The 20168-nt window shown below is 56.0% G+C and carries 16 protein-coding genes and 1 tRNA gene; 16 read left to right on the top strand and 1 reads right to left on the bottom strand.

The annotated features are described in order from the left end of the window. The first annotated feature begins 302 nt into the window (after window positions 1-302). The 6 genes from H5T64_12615 (at window position 303) to H5T64_12590 (ending at window position 7739) form a co-directional block, all read left to right on the top strand. Complete coding sequence (locus H5T64_12615; GenBank protein ID MBC7265180.1) at window positions 303-1190, top strand: integron integrase; 888 nt, start codon at window positions 303-305, stop codon at window positions 1188-1190. Window positions 1191-1513: 323 nt separating this feature from the next. Then, window positions 1514-2659, top strand: a complete 1146-nt coding sequence (gene amrS / locus H5T64_12610; protein MBC7265179.1) for an AmmeMemoRadiSam system radical SAM enzyme — start codon at window positions 1514-1516, stop codon at window positions 2657-2659. A 24-nt stretch (window positions 2660-2683) separates the two neighbouring features. Then, window positions 2684-3454: a CoA activase gene (locus H5T64_12605; GenBank protein MBC7265178.1), complete on the top strand. Its 771-nt coding sequence runs from the start codon at window positions 2684-2686 to the stop codon at window positions 3452-3454. After that, window positions 3408-4346, top strand: coding sequence for a benzoyl-CoA reductase, bzd-type, subunit Q (bzdQ, locus tag H5T64_12600; GenBank protein ID MBC7265177.1), 939 nt, complete (start codon window positions 3408-3410; stop codon window positions 4344-4346). The genes H5T64_12605 and bzdQ overlap by 47 nt, the downstream gene beginning before the upstream one ends. A gap of 143 nt (window positions 4347-4489) precedes the next feature. Then, window positions 4490-6982: an NTP transferase domain-containing protein gene (locus H5T64_12595; protein ID MBC7265176.1), complete on the top strand. Its 2493-nt coding sequence runs from the start codon at window positions 4490-4492 to the stop codon at window positions 6980-6982. A 4-nt stretch (window positions 6983-6986) separates the two neighbouring features. After that, complete coding sequence (locus H5T64_12590; GenBank protein MBC7265175.1) at window positions 6987-7739, top strand: prolipoprotein diacylglyceryl transferase; 753 nt, start codon at window positions 6987-6989, stop codon at window positions 7737-7739. A gap of 8 nt (window positions 7740-7747) precedes the next feature. Here the strand turns inward: H5T64_12590 and H5T64_12585 are convergent, their stop codons facing one another. Further along, window positions 7748-8446 carry a response regulator transcription factor gene (locus tag H5T64_12585; GenBank protein ID MBC7265174.1) on the bottom strand — a complete coding sequence of 233 codons (699 nt, stop codon included), beginning with the start codon at window positions 8444-8446 and terminating at the stop codon, window positions 7748-7750. A gap of 267 nt (window positions 8447-8713) precedes the next feature. Between H5T64_12585 and H5T64_12580 the strand changes: the two genes are divergently transcribed. The 10 genes from H5T64_12580 (at window position 8714) to H5T64_12535 (ending at window position 20053) form a co-directional block, all read left to right on the top strand. Next, window positions 8714-12781, top strand: coding sequence for an oligosaccharide flippase family protein (locus H5T64_12580; GenBank protein MBC7265173.1), 4068 nt, complete (start codon window positions 8714-8716; stop codon window positions 12779-12781). Window positions 12782-12895: 114 nt separating this feature from the next. Continuing rightward, a complete protein-coding gene (gene asnS, locus H5T64_12575) occupies window positions 12896-14191 on the top strand; it encodes an asparagine--tRNA ligase (protein ID MBC7265172.1) in 1296 nt (431 codons plus the stop codon). Window positions 14192-14216: 25 nt separating this feature from the next. Further along, on the top strand, window positions 14217-15143 hold the full coding sequence (locus H5T64_12570; protein ID MBC7265171.1) for a glycoside hydrolase family 1 protein: 927 nt from the start codon (window positions 14217-14219) through the stop codon (window positions 15141-15143). A gap of 1 nt (window position 15144) precedes the next feature. Continuing rightward, window positions 15145-15570, top strand: a complete 426-nt coding sequence (locus H5T64_12565) for a family 1 glycosylhydrolase (GenBank protein MBC7265170.1) — start codon at window positions 15145-15147, stop codon at window positions 15568-15570. A 20-nt stretch (window positions 15571-15590) separates the two neighbouring features. Further along, window positions 15591-15663: transfer RNA gene (locus H5T64_12560), tRNA-Thr, on the top strand. Between the two features lie 65 nt (window positions 15664-15728). Further along, window positions 15729-16661, top strand: a complete 933-nt coding sequence (locus H5T64_12555; GenBank protein MBC7265169.1) for a tyrosine-type recombinase/integrase — start codon at window positions 15729-15731, stop codon at window positions 16659-16661. Between the two features lie 192 nt (window positions 16662-16853). Next, the gene (locus H5T64_12550; protein MBC7265168.1) at window positions 16854-17414 is read left to right on the top strand and encodes a helix-turn-helix transcriptional regulator; all 561 of its coding nucleotides are present in this window, start codon (window positions 16854-16856) and stop codon (window positions 17412-17414) included. Window positions 17415-17515: 101 nt separating this feature from the next. Then, complete coding sequence (locus tag H5T64_12545; protein ID MBC7265167.1) at window positions 17516-17974, top strand: hypothetical protein; 459 nt, start codon at window positions 17516-17518, stop codon at window positions 17972-17974. 1 nt (window position 17975) lies between these two features. Beyond that, window positions 17976-19505 (top strand): AAA family ATPase, encoded by a 1530-nt coding sequence (locus H5T64_12540; GenBank protein MBC7265166.1) that lies wholly within the window; start codon window positions 17976-17978, stop codon window positions 19503-19505. Window positions 19506-19720: 215 nt separating this feature from the next. Beyond that, window positions 19721-20053 carry a hypothetical protein gene (locus H5T64_12535; GenBank protein MBC7265165.1) on the top strand — a complete coding sequence of 111 codons (333 nt, stop codon included), beginning with the start codon at window positions 19721-19723 and terminating at the stop codon, window positions 20051-20053. Window positions 20054-20168 lie beyond the last annotated feature (115 nt).

Genomic DNA, 20168 nt, shown 5'->3' with positions numbered 1-20168 from the left:
CCCCAGAGCGCTTGCTATTCACAGCGAGCGGGATTTGCTCGACGAAGCCCTGGGCTATCTCTACTACTACAACAACGTACGAGAACACTCCTCCCTGGGCTACCAAACACCTTTTGCCCACCTCAAGGAGCAATTGCCAGAGATCGATGAGAACATCAGGTTGGTCGTACCTTTTATGCTCGACAAAGTCGCCGTTGAACTAGGCCCTTGGAGTGGATACCATGTGCTGGCACAGCACCCCAATGTGAAGTCATCCTCAATGTGTCAATGTCAAGTTGTCAAGTCCTTGAAAGGAGTCAAGTATGGCCTCCTCGCCGTTTCTCAATCAGGTTCGTCAGGTAATGCGACTCAAACACATGAGCCTCAGCACAGAAGACTCGTATCTCTACTATATCAAACAGTTCATCCTCTTTCACAACAAACGTCATCCCAAAGACATGGGCGTTGATGAAATCCGCGCTTATTTGTCCCACTTGGCGGTGGAGAGGCGAGTCTCCGCTTCAACCCAGAAGGTGGCTTTATCCGCTCTGCTCTTTCTGTATCGCGACGTACTCAAAATACAACTGCCCAACATCGAGGGCATTGAGCGAGCGCGGGCAGCGAAACATATCCCTGTGGTGTTCACACGCGACGAGGTCAACTCCATCGAGGCGTTGCGCCTGCGAGTCAAGGATATTGATTTCACCTATCGGCAGATTACGGTGCGGGATGGTAAAGGAGAAAAAGATCGCGTCACCGTGCTGCCGCAGTCTTTGGTCGAACCGCTCAAGCGTCAGTTAGCGTATGCCAAGAAGATCCATGAGCAAGATTTGAAAGAAGGCTATGGAGCAGTTTACTTGCCCTATGCGTTGGAACGAAAATACCCAAACGCCAATAAAGAATGGGCCTGGCAGTACGTCTTTCCGGCGGATCATCGTTCTGCCGAGCCGCGCACAGGTGTCATCCGCCGTCACCACCTTCACGAAGACAACATTCAACGCGCGGTCAAACAAGCCATTCGCAAGGCGGGCGTTGCCAAGCACGGCAGTTGTCATACCTTCCGCCACAGTTTTGCTACCCATCTACTTGAAGACGGTTATGACATTCGCACCGTCCAAGAACTCCTCGGTCACAAAGATGTTCGCACCACCATGATCTACACCCACGTCCTGCAGCGCGGCGCGTCGGCGGTGCGTAGTCCGCTGGACTAAATTCGTTGCATTGATCCCCTCATGAATTTGCAGGCTCACCTTGCGAAAGGCGACCGGCCGGTCGTCCCTGCCAGGACTTCATGGATGTAGCCATGCGCAGCGGGTATCCCCAGGTGGGAGCCGCCTCCAGACGGCGATGTGTTGGTCGCAATCTGGAGATTGCTCCCACGGCTTGTTACAGAATTCTAAGGAGCAAATTCCTATTTGTCCCCAAGGTACATCATCGCCGCGCAACTATCCGCTTTGGTTATTGCGCCAGATTAGATACAATACATCCACGCGGGGTCTGGCGAGTTCAAGCGGTTGGAAAAGGGGGAGAAGAGGTGGTGCCTTGGCGTGTCACGCGGCGGCAGTTCCTGGCCGGGTCTGTGGCGGCCGGGCTGGCCTCTTGCCTGGGGCTGGGGGGCTGTCGGCAAAACGACGAATCCGGGCCGGATGCCACTGCCCCGGCGCTGCACCCTGCCCGCTACTTCACACCTCTCGATGATGGCACTATCGGCTGCCGCCTCTGTTTCCGCAAATGCCTGATCCGCGAGGGGAACGTTGGCTTCTGCCGCAATCGCAAGAACGTGGGAGGAAGGCTGTACAGCCTGGTTTACGGCCACCCCTGCGCGGTCGAGGTGGATCCTATCGAGAAAGAGCCCGTCTTTCACATGACGCCCGGCGCAAGGATGCTCTGCGTCGCCACCGCCAGTTGCAACTTCCGCTGCAAGTCCTGCCAGAATTGGGAGATCTCCCAGTCAGGGGTGTGGGACACCATCAACTACCATCTGACGCCGGAGCAGGTGGTGGCCCGCGCTCTAGAGGAAAGCTGCGACGCCATATCCTTCACCTACAGCGAGCCCATCGCCTTTTACGAGTATATGGACGACATCGCTGTCTTGGCGAAAGGGGCGGGACTGCGCACTGTGGTGCACACCAATGCCTCACTGGCCGCCGAACCCCTGCAAGCCCTCTTGCCCCACATAGATGCCGTCGTGGTTGACCTCAAAGGCTTCACCAGCGAATTCTATGAGCGAATGACCGGGGGACAACTGGAACCCGTCCTCTCCACCCTGGTTACCGTGGCCAGGAGCGGCGTCCATCTCGAGGTGGTCAACCTGCTCATCCCCTCGCTGAACGACGATCCTGAGACCATTCGTCGCATGTGCGCCTGGCTGCGGGCCAGCGCCGGCCCCGATGTGCCACTCCATTTCCTGCGCTTCTTCCCCGCCTACAAACTGCAGCGCGTGCCAGCCACGCCCCTGGAGACCCTGGAGCAGGCCGCCGCCATTGCCTCCGGCGAGGGGTTGCATTATGTCTATATCGGGAATGTGCCGGGCCACGACCGCAACAGCACCTACTGCCCACGCTGTGGGGAAAGGGTGGTGCATCGAATGCACTTCGCCGTGCTGGAGATGAAAGTCAAGGACGGACGGTGCCCAGCCTGCAGGGAACCGATACCGGGCACTTGGGATAGGGGCGCGTAGGGCTTGAAAGGAGCAGCAAAGCGTATGGCCACGGCGGGCATTGATGTGGGCACTTGGGCAGTGAAAGCAGTGGTCGTGGAGAGCGGGCGAGTGGCCGGCAAGGCGATGGCACGGGTTGGCTTTGACTTGTCTACCACGATCGATGAGGTGCTGACCAGAGCGTTGGAGCAGGCGGGGTTGCAGCGCGAAGATCTCCCTCGTCTGGTGGCCACGGGCGCGGGGCGCGGGTTGGTCGCCACGGCCAAAGATCAGGTGACGGAAGTAACTGCCGATGCGCGAGGCGCTTCCTTCCTTTGCCCGGGTGTGTGCACTGTGCTGGATGTTGGAGCAGAGGAATCACGGGCTTTGCGGTGCGATGGTGCGGGTGGGGTCCTCGATTTCGCCATCAACGAGAGATGCGCTGCTGGCGCGGGTGCGTTCATCGAAACGATGGCCCGAGCGCTGGGAGTAGAGGTCAGCGAGATGGGGTCACTTTCCTTGGCTTCGACCCGGGCTGTGTCCATCAACGCCCAATGCACGATCTTCGCCGAATCCGAGGTAGTCTCACTGATCCATGCCCAGACGCCGCGGGAGGACATCGCCCGGGCAGTGCACGAGGCCATCGCCGGGCGTATCGTTACGCTTGTACGGCGCGTGGGCGTTGAGGAACCCGTGGTCCTCATCGGCGGGGTGGCGCGCAATGCCGGTTTCGTAGAGGCATTAGAGCGCGCCCTGCACACCACGGTGCTGGTGCCCAGATGGCCGGAATATGCGGGCGCGCTGGGTGCGGCGCTCATCGCCACCTATAACTCGTGATGCACGGAGAATTTCCATTGTGAGTGAAGAGTACTGGCGCTGGCGCGAATATCATTGGCTCTCACCCGATTTGGATTGGCGGGAAGCAGAAGTCATCACGGCTGGTGTGGATATAGGCTCGGTGAGCAGCCAGGCGGTCATCCTGGCCGATGGCCAACTCTACGCCTACGCCTCTATACGCACCGGCTACAACAGCCCCGACAGTGCCCGCCTGGTGATGGATCGCGCCTTGGACGGCACGGGCATGGCTTTGAATCACATCCTCTCCATCGTCGGCACGGGCTACGGGCGGGTGAACGTGCCCTTCGCCCACCGCACCATCACCGAGATCGCATGTCATGCCCGCGGTGCCAATTTCGCCTACGGCCCCACTGTCCGCACGGTGCTGGATATGGGTGGCCAGGACTGCAAGGTCATTCGCTGCGACGAGCGCGGCCGGGTGCTGAATTTCCTGATGAACGACAAATGTGCGGCGGGGACCGGTCGTGGTCTGGAAGTCATCGCTGACTTATTGGCCGTGCCCATCGAGGAGATTGGGCTACTATCACTCCAGGTTGAGGAAGAGCCGCCGCCAGTAAGCAGCACCTGCGTGGTTTTCGCCAGGTCTGAGGCCCTGGCCCTCCTGCGCCAGGGTTGGCCCAAGAGCCTTGTGCTGGCCGCTTACTGCGCTGCGATGGCCAGCCGCGTTGCTCTCTTAATCCAACGCATCGGTTTGGAAAAAGATTTCGCCATCAGCGGCGGTATTGCAAAGAATCCCGGCATCGTGGTGCGGCTGGAGCGCATCCTGGGCGTAAAGGCGTTATCTACCGGTTATGATCCCCAGATTATAGGCGCGTTGGGAGCAGCATTGCTCGCCAGAGAACAGGCACTGAAGGCCCGCGCTACGGGCTAGGATCGGGTGAAGGGGGGTACTGCCCCGTTCGTCAGGGCATGAGAAACCTTGACAAGGCACTGTGGCAGTGATATACTGGAGTCGAAGGCGAACCACTATTAGTCTTAGATGGACCGGCTCGTGAACTGGAGGAGGGCGGCGCGATGAAAGCAGTAGTGATGGCCGGTGGAGAGGGCTCACGGCTGCGCCCGCTCACGATCAACCGTCCCAAGCCGATGGTGCCCATTGTCAACAAGCCCTGCATGGCACACATCCTGGATCTGCTTAAGAAACACGACATCCAGGATGTAGTTGTTACAGTGCAATATCTGGCTGAAGTCATACAGGATTACTTCGGTGATGGCTCAGCCATGGGCATGCACATCGAGTACTCCGTTGAGGAGATTCCCCTGGGAACAGCGGGCAGCGTGAAAAACGCCCGTCATCTTCTGGATGAGACTTTCATCGTGATCAGTGGTGATGCAGTAACGGATTTCAACCTGGGGCAGATCATCGAATACCATCGTCAGAAAAGAGCCTTGGCCACCCTCATCCTCTACCGTGTCCCTAACCCCTTGGAGTATGGTGTCATCATCGTGGATGACCAGGGTCGCATTCAACAGTTCCTCGAAAAGCCCAGTTGGGGAGAGGTTATCTCTGACACGGTAAACACGGGTATTTACGTGCTCGAGCCGGAGGTGCTGGACTATTTCGAGTCCGGCGTGGCTTTCGATTTCAGCAAGGACCTCTTTCCCATTCTACTGAAAAAAGGCGATCCTCTATACGGCTTCGTGGCCGGGGGCTACTGGTGCGATGTGGGTAATTTCCAGGAATACATGCGTGCCACCGCCGATGTCCTAGAGCGACGCGTGCAACTCGAGCCCATTGGCGACCACATTGGTGGCGGTGTCTGGTGCGATAAGGATGTCGAGATCGCGCCAGATGCCCAACTCTACGGCCCTGTTTACCTCGGTCAGGGAGTAAAGATCAAAGGCGGCGTAGTCGTACACGGACCTGCCGTCATCCGCGATTTCACGGTGGTGGACAACCGCGCCCATGTGGAGCGCAGCATTATCTGGCGCAATTCGTACATTGGTGAGGGAGCGGAATTGCGCGGGGCCATCATCGGCCGGCAGTGCAACCTGAAAAGCCGGGCTATCATCTTCGAAGGCGCAGTGGTTGGCGATATGTCCACAGTGGGCGAGAACGCCATCATCCACCCAAACGTGAGGATATGGCCGGAGAAAGAGGTGGAGGCGGGTGCAATAGTCAAATCCAGTATCATCTGGGGAGCACAAGGGCGGCGTGTGCTTTTCGGGCGCTACGGCGTCACTGGCCTGGTGAATGTAGATTTGACGCCCGAATTTGCGGCCAAGTTGGGAGCAGCCTTCGGTGCCTCTTTGCCAAAGGGGGCCACGGTTACCATCAACCGCGACCCAAGCCGCAGCGCACGCATGATCAAGCGGGCCATCATCTCGGGTCTACCATCAGCAGGGATAGAGGTTCAGGACTTACGCACCGTGCCCATCCCTGTGGCCCGATTCATCACGCGGGATATCGCTGCCGCGGGTGGCGTGCACGTGCGCGTTTCACCGCATGACCAACGCGTCGTAGACATCAAGTTCATGGATAGCCGGGGACTGAATATCAGCAAATCCATGGAGCGTAACATCGAGCGCATCTTCTTCCGGGAAGACTTCCGCCGGGTCTATTTAGATGAGATCGGGGCCATTGATTACGCGCCCAATGTGATCGGACGCTACCGCGATGAGTTCATGAAAGCGATTAACGTCGAGGCCATCCGAGAGGCCGGCTTCTATATTGTGGTAGACTATGCCCATGCGCCTTCTTCGTTGGTCTTGCCATCTATTCTCAGCGATCTCAATTGCAGGGTGGTGGCTCTGAACGCGAGTATTGACGAAACTAAAATGTCCATCCTGCGTGAGGAGTTCGACCAGTCGCTCCAACAATTGGCGACTATCTGCATGGCTCTTGGGACCCATCTAGGTGTGCGGCTGGACGTAGGGGGTGAAAAGATTTTCTTGGTGGATGACCGTGGTCAGATTGTCCCCAATGTGACCGCCTGTGCAGCCATAGCCACATTGGCTCTGCGGGCCTATGGGGGAGGCACTGTTGCAGTGCCAGTGAACCTGCCCCGGATGTTCGAGACGATCGCCGCGCAACACAGCGGTAAAGTGATTCGCACGAAGGTGGATTTGCACGACCTAATGGAAGCCGCAACGCACAAAGGCGTCATTATGGCCGGAGACGGCACTGGCAACTACATTTTTCCCGAGTTCCAGCCGGCGGTGGATGGTCTAATGGCAGTTGCCAAACTGCTGGAATTCTTGGCTGTTCAAAAGACTCGCCTTTCAGATGTAGTCGTCTCGCTGCCCGCACACTTCATGGCCGAGCGCTCTGTCTCTTGCCCGTGGGAGTCCAAAGGCACGGTAATGCGCCTTTTAAATGAGCAATATCGCCCACGGCGGACCGAACAGATCGACGGTGTGAAGATTGATCTGGGTGCCGAGTGGGTGCTCCTGTTGCCTGACCCCGATCAGCCCCTATTTCGGGTGTACGCTGAATCCAGCTCGGCCTCCCAGGCACAGCAATTGGCTGACAAGTACGCTCTCGTGGTCGAAAGTCTGCGGGGATAGAACCTTGTTACGAGTGCTCCAAATCGGGCCGTGGCATATCACGACATTCGGGTTATTTGTATGGCTCGGAGCATTTGCTGGGCTACTCTGGGCCTGGCGAGAAGGTGAACGATGGGGGCTGCGCCGAAGACAAATCACCGACGCGGTTTTGATCACCCTCGCGGGTGCTTTCATAGGGGGCCGTGCCACCTACGTAGCCCTTAACTGGGGCGATTACACCACCGACTTCAGACGTGTTGTGACGTTCTGGGGCGGTGGCCTCTCTTTCCCTGGTGCCTTCATAGGTGGTCTGTTGGCGCTGGTTCTTGCTTATCGCCTGCGATCCTTCCCCTTGTGGACCCTGGCTGATCTAATGGCACAGAGTTTGACATTGGGACAAGTATTTGGCTGGATAGGAGCACTGCTATACGGATCGCAGTACGGCCGGGTCCTGGAATCCCCGCTAAGTTTGAAACTGCCCGATATCTACGGGATCGTTGAGCCGCGCTTTCCGTTGCAGATTGCAAGCGCCCTATGCGCCGCGGTCTTGTTTACCCTATTATGGGCTACTAAACGACGACTCTATGCCCCAGGCACAGTCGCCGGGCTTTATGCGACGCTGTACGGCGGGGCATTGTTTCTACTGGGCTTCGTGCGCGGGGATGAGGCAAGTCTTATTGGCCTATTTCGGACGGATCAATGGGGTTATCTGCTGATGATGGTAGCGGGATTAGCCCTATGGGGACTGCAGCACCGGTATCGCAGTCCTCAAGGTTAATTTCGTGCTCATGTGCTCGGAGTGCGCTGACAGGATGAGCCAGATTTAGGCACTTTGAACCGGTAGCCTGTGCCTCTTATCGTTTGCAGGTAGATTGGAGCGCTGGGATCGTCTTCGATTTTCTCACGCAGCCAGCGCACGTGTACGTTTAGCGTATCGGTATTGCCAGTGTAATCCGTTTCCCAGACCTCGTGCATGATCTGCTTGCGTGTCAGTACCTTACCCACGTTGGTCATGAACAAGTGCAGCAGTTCAAACTCCTTAGGTGTGAGGTGATACTGCCTTTCTCCACGACTCAGAGAATGGGTCTGCACGTCGAGGGTCAGAATACCCGCTTTCAAATAGCGAGCACGTCGGCGGCGAGTCTGACGCGACAGGGCAGCCTCGATACAAGATAGTAACTCGCGGAAGTCCGGGGGCCGCAAAACATATTCTACGCCTTCGATCTCACCGAGGTCGTCCCCTTCATCGCAGAGGGCAATGATGGGAACTGGGGTCAAACTACGCAGATCATGGCAAGCCTGTGCTATTTCCGCCTGAGGGGGGCCGACGTCTACAATGATTAGACGGGGTTTCATGTTGCCAACTCGGTCTACGGCCTCATTTCGATTCAGACGGGAAACAGAGTAACCCTTCTGAGCCAAATCGGACCACAGGAGACTGGCAATGGATCCTTTGTCTTCGATAATCAGGATATTTCCGGCCATCCTTGCCGACCTTGGCGATCGCCATGAAACCCAACGTGGAATAGCAATAGACCAGAAAGCCCCTCTTCGCACAATTATTATACCACAATTACTGCCTTGTAGCAACACGAGAACGGACCATTACCTAATCGCCCCTCTTGCGCTTAGCAGACCAGTGGGTAGACTCAGGGGATCACTTTCTCGACCAAACCATCCGATTGACCATTGCCTACCTCGCTGCTATAATCGTCCACAGGGACTCGGAAAGGTGGAAAAGTAATTTTGCATATGAGACGTTGTCTTCCCGCTCTTACTGTTACAGTGATACTACTCTTTTTGCTCTTGGTGTTTTTCTGGCCTGTGACACTGGGCGGAAGAACGCTCCTGCCCGCCGACAACTTGTTCGCTTGGCAGCCATGGCGCAGTTTCGCTGGTCAACTGGGTGTTGGCACTCCCCATAATGGCCTCCTGAGCGATCTTATTCTCGAGAACTACGTCTGGAAGAAGTTCATTGTGGATTCGCTACACTCCAGACAGATCCCCCTCTGGAACCCATATCTTTTCGCGGGAGTGCCTTTCTTAGCTGCCGGGCAACATTCCGCGCTCTACCCACTTAGCCTTATTTACTACATCCTACCCCTGGCACAGGCCTATGGCTGGTTCACTGTACTCCAACTCCTGATCTCTGGGTTGCTCATGTACGCCTACGCCCGCGCCATTGGTGCGAACTATCTGGGGAGCCTGTTGGCAGCCATTGTCTATGTATTTTGCGGTTTCACTGTGGTCAGTGTCGTCTTCCCCATGATTTTGGCCGCAGTTGCCTGGCTACCTGCTCTGCTGCTTGTAATAGAAAAGATCGTCGTGGGTTACCGTAATAGTAACGCCAACCTGCGCCAGGCCATCCCCTGGGTCATCGTTGGCGCCGTGGCGCTATGCCTACAGATCCTCGCCGGGCATGCAGAAATCACATACTATGTGCTGATTGTGACTGCGCTTTATACTCTCTGCCGATTGGTTAGCCTTTGGTGGGAGCGACGAGACCCGAAACTCCTCATCTCGCCGGCCGTCGGGGTTGCAACCTTGTTCCTTCTCGGCATTGGACTGAGCGCACTCCAGTTCATTCCCCTGTACGAATTAGGACGTGCGAACTTCCGCCAAGGTTCGGTCTCTTACGAACAGGTTGTCAGTTGGGCATATCCAATGCGCCGCATCATCGCCTTCCTCATACCAGATTTCTTTGGCAATCCCAGCCATCACAGTTACATAGATGTGTTCAGCGGACAGACGGTCACAGAGTTACGTAATTACGCCGGACAGAGCATCACTACTATTGAATGGGGCATCAAGAACTACGTCGAGGGAGCCAGTTGGGTAGGCCTGTTACCTCTGCTGTTCGCTTTGGTGGCTATTGTCCGACACCGTAACTGGTACACGCTGTTTTTCACCGCGCTTGCTGTCGTCTCCCTGCTCTTCGTGTTTGGCACGCCCTTCTACCGGCTGGTCTTTGCCTTGCCGTTTATCGGGCAGTTGCATTCTCCTTTCCGCTGGGTATTCCCTTACACCTTCAGTGTTGCTGCCCTAGGAAGCATTGGCGCAACGTGGCTTTCAGAACAATGGGAGAAGCGCAAAGGTTATGGTGGGCGGCTCGAAAGCGCGCTGGGCTGGCTGACAGTATTGGGGGGTCTGGCGCTGGCAGCTGGACTTTCCATCAGCCTGCGATTTCCCGATAGGATAATACCGCTGGCGGAAGAGGTGATGTTGAGCTTGGCAAAGGCGCCCGAGGCGTTTGCCGACGGGCGGGCTTTCTTCTCCTACGAGTTTCGCAATCTAACGCTCTTCGCCATCTTTTTAGTCGGATCAGGAGCGGTGTTCTTGGCTAGTCAGAAGCGTTGGCGGATAGGACCTTGGCCAATGTGGCAAGTGCTCGCCTTGGTAGTCCTGGTAGCAGAGTTGTTCACCTACGGTATTGGTTTTAACCCGCGAACCGATCCGAGGTTATTGGATTTTGTGCCCCCAGTAGTAGAGTTCCTGAAGTCAGATCCGGAACTCTATCGTATCACGGCTTTCATCGCTCCTGGTGAGAAGACCTTTAACGCCAACGCGGGTATGCTCTATGGCATCGCCGACGCCCGCGGCTATGACTCCATGATCCCTAAGCAGTACGTGGACTTCATGAGTCTGATCGAGGAACAGGGTGAGTTACTCTACAATCGGGTGGCTCCTATCACAGAGGTATCATCGCTGGACTCACCATTGTTAGATGCGTTAAACGTCAAATACATCTTGACTACACAAGAGATCACGAATCCGAATTACACCCTGGTCTATGATGGGGAAATACGTGTTTACCGGAACGATGATGTATTGCCCCGTGCTTTTGCCATCTATAACGCGCGTGTGATCCCAGATGAGATGCAGCGCGCACAGATTTTGCACACATTTGATCCTCGCAAGTTCGTGGTATTGGAAGAGAACCCTGGTACTGAGTACATGGCTGGTTCCACTCGCCCCTGGGAGCCAGTGAATATTGAGCGCTACGGCATCAACGAGGTAATGATCCAGGCTACGCTTCCGGTGACGGGGTTCGTGGTATTAAGTGACAGTTATTTCGCCAGTTGGCCAACGTTCCACACGTGGAAGGCGTATGACCTGCCTGCTGGAGCCCGTGATGAGCAGGAACTTACTATTTATCGCGCCAATGGGAATTTCCGCGCCGTGGCTTTACCACCGGGCGCGCACACCATCCACTTCAAGTACACGCCATTCTCTGCCAAACTGGGACTCTATGTCAGTTTCGTCTCTTTGGTGACGCTGGCTTTGCTAGGAGGGCTCTGGTTGTGGGGTCGACTGTATCGGCAAGAAGCGGAGGGTGACACTGTGAGGCGGGTGGCGAAAAATGCGCTGACCCCGATGGTTCTATCACTGATCAACCGCGTGTTGGACATGGTCTTCGCAATGCTTATGTTACGCGTCATCGCCCCACAAGGCGCAGGGCGCTACGAGTTCGCGGTGAACTTCATTCTTTACGCGAGCATCGTGGTCCAATTCGGGCTGGGGACACTCCTAACCCGCGAGGCGGCGAAGGATAGGCTTCGTGCGAATCGTTATCTAAGCAACGCTACTATCCTGCGACTTTTGCTCTGGTTGACGTCGCTCCCAATCATGGCGCTGGTCCTCTTCGCCTACGCACGGACGGGTAAACTGGCAGCAGATACGATCCTCGCTATCGCTTTCTTTACTTTGGCCTTGGTGCCCGATCTGTTCGCCAATGCGCTGAGCTCGATATTCCAGGCCTATGAGCGAATGGAGTACCCTGCTGCCGTGACGACCATAACCCAGTTGCTAAAAATTTCGTTTGGTACATTCGCATTGCTTATGGGATGGGGCTTTGTCGGTGTGGCCGGGACTTCGCTGGCAGTCAACATGATCACAGCGGCTATTCTCTATGTCCTCGCCAGGCGACTGCTCTTCCGCCCACGGTTAGAGTTCGACCCTGCCACCACACGCGAGATGCTTGGCACGTCCTTCCCGTTGATGCTCAACAACCTACTGAGCAAGGCATTCTTTTCCGCGGACGTGTTCCTGCTGCAGCCGTTGCGCGGGGATGTGGAACTGGGCTATTACAGCGTAGCGATGAGATATATCCACAGTGTGGACATCATCCCTTCCTACTTTACGCTCGCGGTTTTTCCCATTATGTCACGTTTTGCTGAGTCCGCACGGGACTCCCTCGTCCGCGCCTATATCCTGTCCATCCGCCTGCTATTACTAGTGGCATTGCCTTTGGCCATGGGCACAACCTTCGTCGCGCGCGAATTGATCCTTATTTTGGGTGGGGCGGCCTATATGCCACATTCGATGATCGCGCTGCAAATCCTGATCTGGTTTATGCCCATCGGTTTTATCAACAGTGTTACCCAATACGTACTCATCGCCATCAACCAGCAACGATATCTGACCCGTGCCTTCCTAATTGGTTTGGCGTTTAACGTGGTGGCTAACCTATTGCTCATACCCCGGTTTGGTTATCGAGCGGCTGCAGCCGTCACTGTCCTTTCCGAGGTTGCTCTGCTCATCCCCTTCTACCTGTGTGTGCGCAAGAACTTGACCCCTATCCCCTGGCTTGAGGTGTTCTGGCGGCCGACTCTCGCTGCTGCGGTCATGGGAACGGTGATGTGGCTGCTGCGCGACCTGCATTTCCTGGTCATTGTACCTGTGGCAGTGATGGTATATTTCGTAACGCTTATCCCACTGGGCACATTCCGCGATCCTGACGTCGCAACCGTGCTAAGTGCACTGCCACTTAAGCGGCTGCGGGAGCGGTTCTTGCTAAGAGGGGCGCTTCATAAAGTTTAGCCCGGCGAAGCCCCCAATACGCTCTCAATCCATCAGATCCAAGACCCCACATCTTTTGACGGCAATGTCCATTGCAGTTAGAATGTGTTCACTTCACAGTAGGGAGAAGGCATCATGGGCAGGCATGTTTATGTCAGAGAAATCGGTCAATACGTCGGTCAGGAAGTAACAATCAAGGGCTGGTTATACAATTCGACTGACAAGGGCAAACTCCAGTTCTTGTTAGTTCGGGATGGCACGGGCATTCTTCAGTGCGTGGTCTTCCAGAATGATGTGGATCCACAGACCTTTGAGAACGCACGACGCGTAACCCAGGAATCTTCGGTGATCGTCACCGGCACTCCGCGCTCCGATAAACGCGCCCCAGGAGGTTACGAATTAGCGGTTAGGGATATGCAAATATTCCAGTTAGCAGAAGTCTATCCCATCACACCAAAAGAGCATGGGGTTGGTTTCCTAATGGAACACCGCCACTTGTGGATACGCTCTTCGAGACAGTGGGCTATTTTACGGGTGCGAGCCGAGGTCATCCGCGCCATCAGGGAATGGCTTGACAGCAACGGCTTTGTGAACGTGGACACGCCCATTCTCACCCCAGCGGCCTGTGAGGATACCACTACCCTCTTCGAGACAGACTACTTTGGCACACCGGCTTATCTCACCCAGAGTGGCCAACTCTACAATGAGGCTACCATTGCCGCCTTTGGCAAAGTGTACTGCTTTGGACCCACGTTCAGAGCCGAAAAATCTAAAACTCGCCGGCACCTCACGGAGTTTTGGATGGTGGAACCGGAGATGGCCTACGCCGATCTGAATGATTGCATGGAAGTAGAGGAACAACTGGTCACGCACATCGTAAAGTCCGCGCTTCAGAACCGTCGCGCGGAACTGGAATTATTGGGGCGCGATCTTTCGAGGCTGCAAATCATCGAGCCACCTTTCCCGCGCATTCACTACGATGAGGCCGTAGAGATCCTCCGGAAAGCGGGGCACGAGTTCACTTGGGGCGACGATTTTGGTTCTCCCCATGAGACAGAGATCTCCAGCCAATTCGATAAGCCGGTGTTCGTGCACCACTACCCGAAGCAGGTCAAGGCTTTCTATATGGCCGAAGATCCCCAGCGGCCAGAAACATGCCTTTCCGTGGATCTTCTCGCCCCAGAGGGATATGGTGAGATCATCGGCGGGGGTGAGCGTACAGCGGATTATGAGTACCTGGAGCAGCAGATCAAGGCTCACCGGCTGCCACGCGAAGCCTACGAGTGGTACCTTGACCTGCGGCGGTACGGTGCGGTGCCTCACTCTGGTTTTGGGCTTGGGGTGGAGCGCACCGTAGCGTGGATCTGCCATCTCAGCAATATTCGTGAGACGATTGCTTTCCCACGCATGCTGGAACGGATATACCCATGAATCAGAAGGACGCTTGCCACCCGACATGATCAACATACTCCGCTTCCCTCCCGACTTCCTCTGGGGCGCTGCTACCGCTGCGCACCAAGTGGAAGGCCAGAATACCAACAATGATTGGTGGGCCTGGGAGCAAGAGCCCGGACGCATCCGGGATGGCACTCGCTCTGGCCTAGCCGCGGACTGGTGGGGTGGACGCTATAAAGAGGACTTCGCCTTGGCGCGTCAGATGGGTCAGAACGCTCACCGCCTCTCTGTGGAATGGAGCCGTATCGAGCCGCACCTCGGTCAGTTTGATCACACCGCCCTGGATCGTTATCGCGAGATCATCGGCCACCTGCGTGAGCAGGGCATCGTGCCCATGTTGACATTACACCACCTCACGAACCCCCTTTGGCTGGCAGAGAAAGGGGCGTGGGAATGCGAGGAAACTCCCGCGTTGTTTGAGCGTTTCACCCGTGTGGTCGTGGGGGCACTCGGAGACTTAGTGGACATCTGGTGTACAGTCAACGAGCCAATGGTTTACGCCGTTTATGGCTATTTGATGAGATTATGGCCGCCAGGGAGGTCCGATTTCGGTGCACTCCTGCGTGTGGTGCGAAACTTGCTCCTGGGCCATGTTCGTGCCTACACAGTCATCCACGAAATGCAGCCAGAGGCGCGCGTGGGTGTGGCTCGCCACTTGCGGGTGTTCGATCCCGCCAACCCGCATTCGGTAGGCGACAGGGCAGTGACCTACCTGCACTCGTACTTGTTCGATGACCTCTTCTCTTTGTGCACTTTAGATGGCGTGCTACGCCCACCACTGGGGGCTTGGTCTCGACTCCCGGGCCCCGCCCAATCGCTGGACTACTTAGGCATCAACTATTACAGCCGCGATATGGTGGCTTTCGATTTCGCTCAGCCTGGCACTCTTTTTTTCGCGTCGTTTTGCCAAGCCAGAGGCCGAGTTTAGTATGGAGGGTTGGGGCGAGGTTTACCCAGAAGGATTATACCGACTGTTAGTGCAGTGGACACGGTTTGGCCTGCCCATCTACGTGACGGAGTGTGGTGTACCCGATAACAACGATTCTATGCGCCCCCGTTTCATTCTCACTCACTTAGCAGCAGTGTATCGTGCGATTGTTGCTGGCGCACCGGTCCAGGGATTCTACTTCTGGTCACTGGTGGACAACTTTGAATGGGCCGAGGGGTGGAGTGCACGCTTCGGACTGATCTACCTAGACGAGAGGACACAGGAGCGGCTACTCAAGCGCAGCGGATCGCTCTACGGGGAGATCATACAGGCTGGGGGAATCACGCCGGAGATGGTGGAGCGTTATGCTCCGGAGGTAGACCGGCGGTTGCTGTCGCCGCTGTTTGACAGTGTTTCTGCAGTGTGATATACTAAGCGCTATAGAGGGCCACCCTAGCTCAATCGGCAGAGCAAGCGCTTCGTAAGCGTTAGGTTATCGGTTCAAGTCCGATGGGTGGCTTGAAACGCAACAGGTAGCAAGCATTGGCCTCATACCACAACAGGTAGTGGTGTGAGGTTTTTGCTATGTCGAAAACACGCAAAATAGAGCAAGCGCTTCGCCTCGTTTCTAAACTGCCTCTGAGCCTGGACGTTCAGGCATTCCTGACCGACTGCCAGGCCCGAAACCTCAGTGCGAACACTATCCGTATCTACAGGGTGAACCTGCTGGCGTTTCAGAAGTGGCTTCGTCAACAAGACGTGCAGGACATAGCAGATTTGACTACTGGCCACATCCGCTACTACCTGACCAGTCTGCAAAAGAGCCACAATCCCGGTGGGGTTCACCAAGCCTATCGGGTGCTCAAGACCTTCTGCCGTTGGCTGCACGTCGAAGGCATAATCGAGAGCAATCCGATGGTGAGAGTAAGTCCACCACGAGTGCCACAGGAACCGTTAGACCCGGTGCCCATGAGCGATGTCAAGCGAATGCTGCAAACCTGCGAACGCAGGACGTTCACGGGCGATAGAGACCGGGCGATTATGCTCTGCCTTCTGGACTCTGGAGCACGGGCTTCTGAATTCCTGAGCCTGAACGTGGGCGATGTAAACCTGGGCACAGGCGCAGTCGTCGTCAGGCAGGGCAAAGGGCGCAAGTTTCGCACAGCGTTCCTGGGGAGCAAGGCATTAAGGGCGTTGGCCCAATACTTGCGTCATAGGCCAGAGGTGATGCCAGCCGACCCGTTGTGGATTGCCAGGGATGGGGAACGGTTGACCTATTGGGGATTGCGCCAAGTCCTGGAACGTCGGGCACACAAGGCGGGAGTGCCTATACCATCGCCACATAGTTTCAGGCGGGCGTTTGCACTCACGATGCTGCGAAACGGCTGCGACGTGATGACTTTGCAGAAACTGATGGGCCACAGCGACCTGTCGGTGTTGCGTCGCTACCTGGCCCAGACTGAAAATGATTTGGCCGAAGCACACAAGCGGGCATCGCCAGTGGACAGGCTATTGTAGCCGCCCAGCCGTTGGGGAGCGCCGATGTGCACGACCCCGCCCGCTTCGGCGCTCCCTGGCGTCCTATTTGGGATGCAATTCGATTTCAAGTATGATACTATCGAGCGGGCACGACCCAGGCCCGCGGGGTCGTTTGGGGGCTGGTGCCCACGTCGCCAGCCCCACCGCTAACCTACGTGGGAGGTGAGGCGGATGTTAACTGAGGAGGAAAAGAACAGGCTGCGCAAACTGGTTCACGACGCCATTTGGCGAGAGTTGGCGGGCTATGCGTCGAGATTGGCCCCGGCTGAGCATTGGGGACTTGAGTGGGAACGGCTGTATGGTGAGGAGCGAAAGAATGGCGAATGCCCATCAGAAGACGCATACATTATCTACCGCCGCGAGGGCAACGACCTGGCCCGACTCGTCATAGTGCCTTCGAAAGTTCGGCGTAAAATCGAGGCCAGTGGGCTTTGTTACTTCAACGAAATGATGCGTGAGATACTGAAAGCCCGTAAGCGGGCCTTCTGGCGTGAAGACCAGCAAAGGCGACGGGATAGAACTGTCGAGTTAGATGACGAAAGCATCGTGGGCGAATCGGATGTTCAGACGGGTGAAGACATCCTAATTGGACTAACAGAGCGGGAGCGCCAGGTGGTAGAAATGCTACTACTTGGGTATTCGCAAAAAGAGATTGCTGCCGAACTTGGAATAAGTCCCCAACGAATGAACCGAATTGTGAAGTCAATAAAAGAGAAGTTGTTAACCGAATAGTAACCGAACTGCTACTAAACATTTACTGCAGCGGGGTTTATTTTTAAGCCTTTACCTGTCCCCTCTTAATGGAGGGGATTTCTATTTAAGGAGGGTAGAAAATGACCGAAAACAAAACCGCCCGGCGGCGACCGGGCGGCGGCGAACAGGACGTGGCGACAGCGAAGGCCACATCTACTGCGTATTGTAACACCAATCCGGGCACAAGTCAAACGTCCTTGGTGTATGATGCGAAGGGCCGTCGGGTAGCTAGTGTGCGTGGCGATGTGTTGTGCGTCACGCTGCACAGCAGTCGGGGTCATCTACTTCAGCGGCCGCCAGGTCCCGGCCTGGCGTTCAACGTTGAGGTGCTGGAACGGGCTGAAGCGCTGGGTGCAACACACGTGGTCATCAGGGATGCCGACACCGGACGCCGCTATGAGGCAAATCTCGTCGACTTTCGGGCGCATGGCATCCGATTTGATTTTGGGTTTGGCAACCAAGTATGCCTGCGTTTGGAGTATTGGCAAGTTAGTGAACCGGTGGGTCGCCAACTTGTTCTGACAGGGCTGGAGGTATAGCATGGGCGACAGAGAAGCGTGGCCGCATGACGAACAGAGCGAATTGAACTGCATCGGTGTGGCGATGCTCTATCCCGACAAGGCGGTGCAGTCGGGCTTAACAAGTGCCGACTTCTACGATGGTCTGCGAGCCAAGGTCTGGGCGGCCATTCTAAGCCTTGCTGAAGATGGCGCAACAGGGCTGACCGAAGACAATGTCGCTGCTGAACTTGGTCGCCGCGGCATAATGCCAGAAGACGAAGCCTTACAGATGTTGCTGGATTGGGGGTTGGGTGGATGCGATGTGCCATCATTCGACCGCTGCGTCGCGAAAATCAAGGAATGCGCAGAACGAAGGCGTCATTTGATTTTGGCGTCCGACATCGCCCGACTTGCGGGCAAGGGCGATGCGAACTGGCAAAAGGCTGTCGAGGAACGCATTGCGAAAGCCAGGAGTGAAACCCCACGAGCAATCAGACTTTACAGCCCAGGCGAATTGCGTGAACTTACGTCAGGTGTGGAGTGGCTTTGGCCAGGTTGGATTCCGAAACGTGCTGTAACAACGCTGGTGTCAAAGTCTGGTGTTGGCAAAACGCTGCTTACCTGCGCCTTGGCAGCGGCGCTCGATAGTGGTGGTCGCTGGCCAGACCAAACGCAAGCGCCAAAAGGCAAAGTGCTCTACCTGGACGCAGAGGCCGGTGCTGGTGAGTTGCTGGAGAAAATGGTCAGTGTTGGGGTGAGGTCGGATTCGGAGAACGTTCGGGTCTTGTATGGCGACACGGGCGGTTTTGTCGCCTGCGATGACCGCTGGGATGACGTAGAGGCTGCATGGCGGGAATGGCAGCCCGACCTTGTAGTTGTAGACCCGTTGACCGCACACCACCGACGGGATGCTAACAGCGCACGAGAGATGCGCAGTTTCTTTGCGCGGCTTTACAGTTTGGCGCAGGAAACGGGTGCGGCGGTTCTGGTTCTCCATCACATTCGCAAGCGCGGACTGCTGGACAGCGACAAAGTAGACCTCGACCGTGTTCGGGACTCATCTGACATCGTAGCAGCAAGCCGCTCTGTTTTAGCGCTGGAGCCAGAAGAAAAGGACGGTGATACGCTTCGGTTAACCTGTCTCAAATCAAACTTCGTATCACGTCCCGAAGCCCTACGCTATGTCATTGGTGAAGATGGACTCTTGTATCTTGGCGTAGCAGAGGAGAAGGAAACCGTGTCGCAAACAGCAGAAGCGGAACGCTGGTTAAAGGACACCCTGAAAGAGGGGCCACGTCCAGCACGTGAAGTCCAAGCATTGGCAGCACAAGCGGGAATTGCGATGCGAACACTGAAACGGGCTAAGAAAAGAGCGAACGTTACAAGTGTTCAAACTTCTGAAGGATGGTTTTGGCAAAGAGAGTCTGAATTGAAAAATGTTGGCACTGTGGCACAGTGGCACTCTTGGCACTCTGGCCCCCTGACCCCCTCAGAGTGCCAGGGGGCCAAGAGTGCCAACATACGTGAGACTATTGGCCATCTGGGTTCGGACTTCGACTGCTTTTTGTGATGATGCGAAACGATTGGGAACTTGAGCACGAAGCAGCGCTGGAGCAAGCGCAGGGTTATAGGCATCTTGCGCTGCGGATAATTGTTTCGGGTATTGCGGACAAAGACTACTCGTTTTTGAGGTCAGATTGGTGCTCGTGGCTTTGTGAACAATGCGACCTGCCTTATGACGGGCGGGCACTACTGCGACAAGCGATACAGACGGGGGTATGGAGAATGAGCAATTGGAAGCAAGTGGAACGAACGTTAGCGAAACGGCTCAAAGGCCAGCGGGTGGGCAATCGTGGGGTGGCAACGCCAGACGTAGTCAGCGACTGGCTATCTGTCGAGGTTAAGGCTTGGCGTTCGTTCCCGAAGTGGCTTACTGGGGCTCTGGAGCAAGCAAGGCACGGTTGCACGGATGGCACGAAACTGCCGATTGTGATTTTGCACGAGAAGGGGCGACATCACGTCGATGACATTGTGGCTTTGAGGCTCAAGGACTTCGTGGACTGGTTTGGCGAAATCGCAAGGTCATCTGATACCTGCGAGAGCGAATTCGAGGCTTAGAAGCCGTTCTGGTGAGACAAAATGGGACAAAATGCGACATCTGAGAAATTGAATGACAAACAGAGGCGGGCTATTCGTGCAATCCTGACAGAGCGCACGATAACGAGTGCTGCAC

This window comes from Chloroflexota bacterium (assembly GCA_014360825.1).
GTDB lineage: Bacteria > Chloroflexota > Anaerolineae > UBA2200 > JACIWT01 > JACIWT01.
This window is presented reverse-complemented; position numbering and strand designations above follow the sequence as displayed.

Bases quoted from the DNA above. Each gene is read 5' to 3' on its own strand.
- H5T64_12615 (MBC7265180.1), top strand. From the start codon at position 303: ATGGCCTCCTCGCCGTTTCTCAATCAGGTTCGTCAGGTAATGCGACTC.
- H5T64_12605 (MBC7265178.1), top strand. From the start codon at position 2,684: ATGGCCACGGCGGGCATTGATGTGGGCACTTGGGCAGTGAAAGCAGTG.
- bzdQ (MBC7265177.1), top strand. From the start codon at position 3,408: ATGCGGGCGCGCTGGGTGCGGCGCTCATCGCCACCTATAACTCGTGAT.
- H5T64_12595 (MBC7265176.1), top strand. From the start codon at position 4,490: ATGAAAGCAGTAGTGATGGCCGGTGGAGAGGGCTCACGGCTGCGCCCG.
- H5T64_12585 (MBC7265174.1), bottom strand. From the start codon at position 8,446: ATGGCCGGAAATATCCTGATTATCGAAGACAAAGGATCCATTGCCAGT.
- H5T64_12580 (MBC7265173.1), top strand. From the start codon at position 8,714: ATGAGACGTTGTCTTCCCGCTCTTACTGTTACAGTGATACTACTCTTT.
- asnS (MBC7265172.1), top strand. From the start codon at position 12,896: ATGGGCAGGCATGTTTATGTCAGAGAAATCGGTCAATACGTCGGTCAG.
- H5T64_12570 (MBC7265171.1), top strand. From the start codon at position 14,217: ATGATCAACATACTCCGCTTCCCTCCCGACTTCCTCTGGGGCGCTGCT.
- H5T64_12565 (MBC7265170.1), top strand. From the start codon at position 15,145: ATGGAGGGTTGGGGCGAGGTTTACCCAGAAGGATTATACCGACTGTTA.
- H5T64_12555 (MBC7265169.1), top strand. From the start codon at position 15,729: ATGTCGAAAACACGCAAAATAGAGCAAGCGCTTCGCCTCGTTTCTAAA.
- H5T64_12550 (MBC7265168.1), top strand. From the start codon at position 16,854: ATGTTAACTGAGGAGGAAAAGAACAGGCTGCGCAAACTGGTTCACGAC.
- H5T64_12545 (MBC7265167.1), top strand. From the start codon at position 17,516: ATGACCGAAAACAAAACCGCCCGGCGGCGACCGGGCGGCGGCGAACAG.
- H5T64_12540 (MBC7265166.1), top strand. From the start codon at position 17,976: ATGGGCGACAGAGAAGCGTGGCCGCATGACGAACAGAGCGAATTGAAC.
- H5T64_12535 (MBC7265165.1), top strand. From the start codon at position 19,721: ATGAGCAATTGGAAGCAAGTGGAACGAACGTTAGCGAAACGGCTCAAA.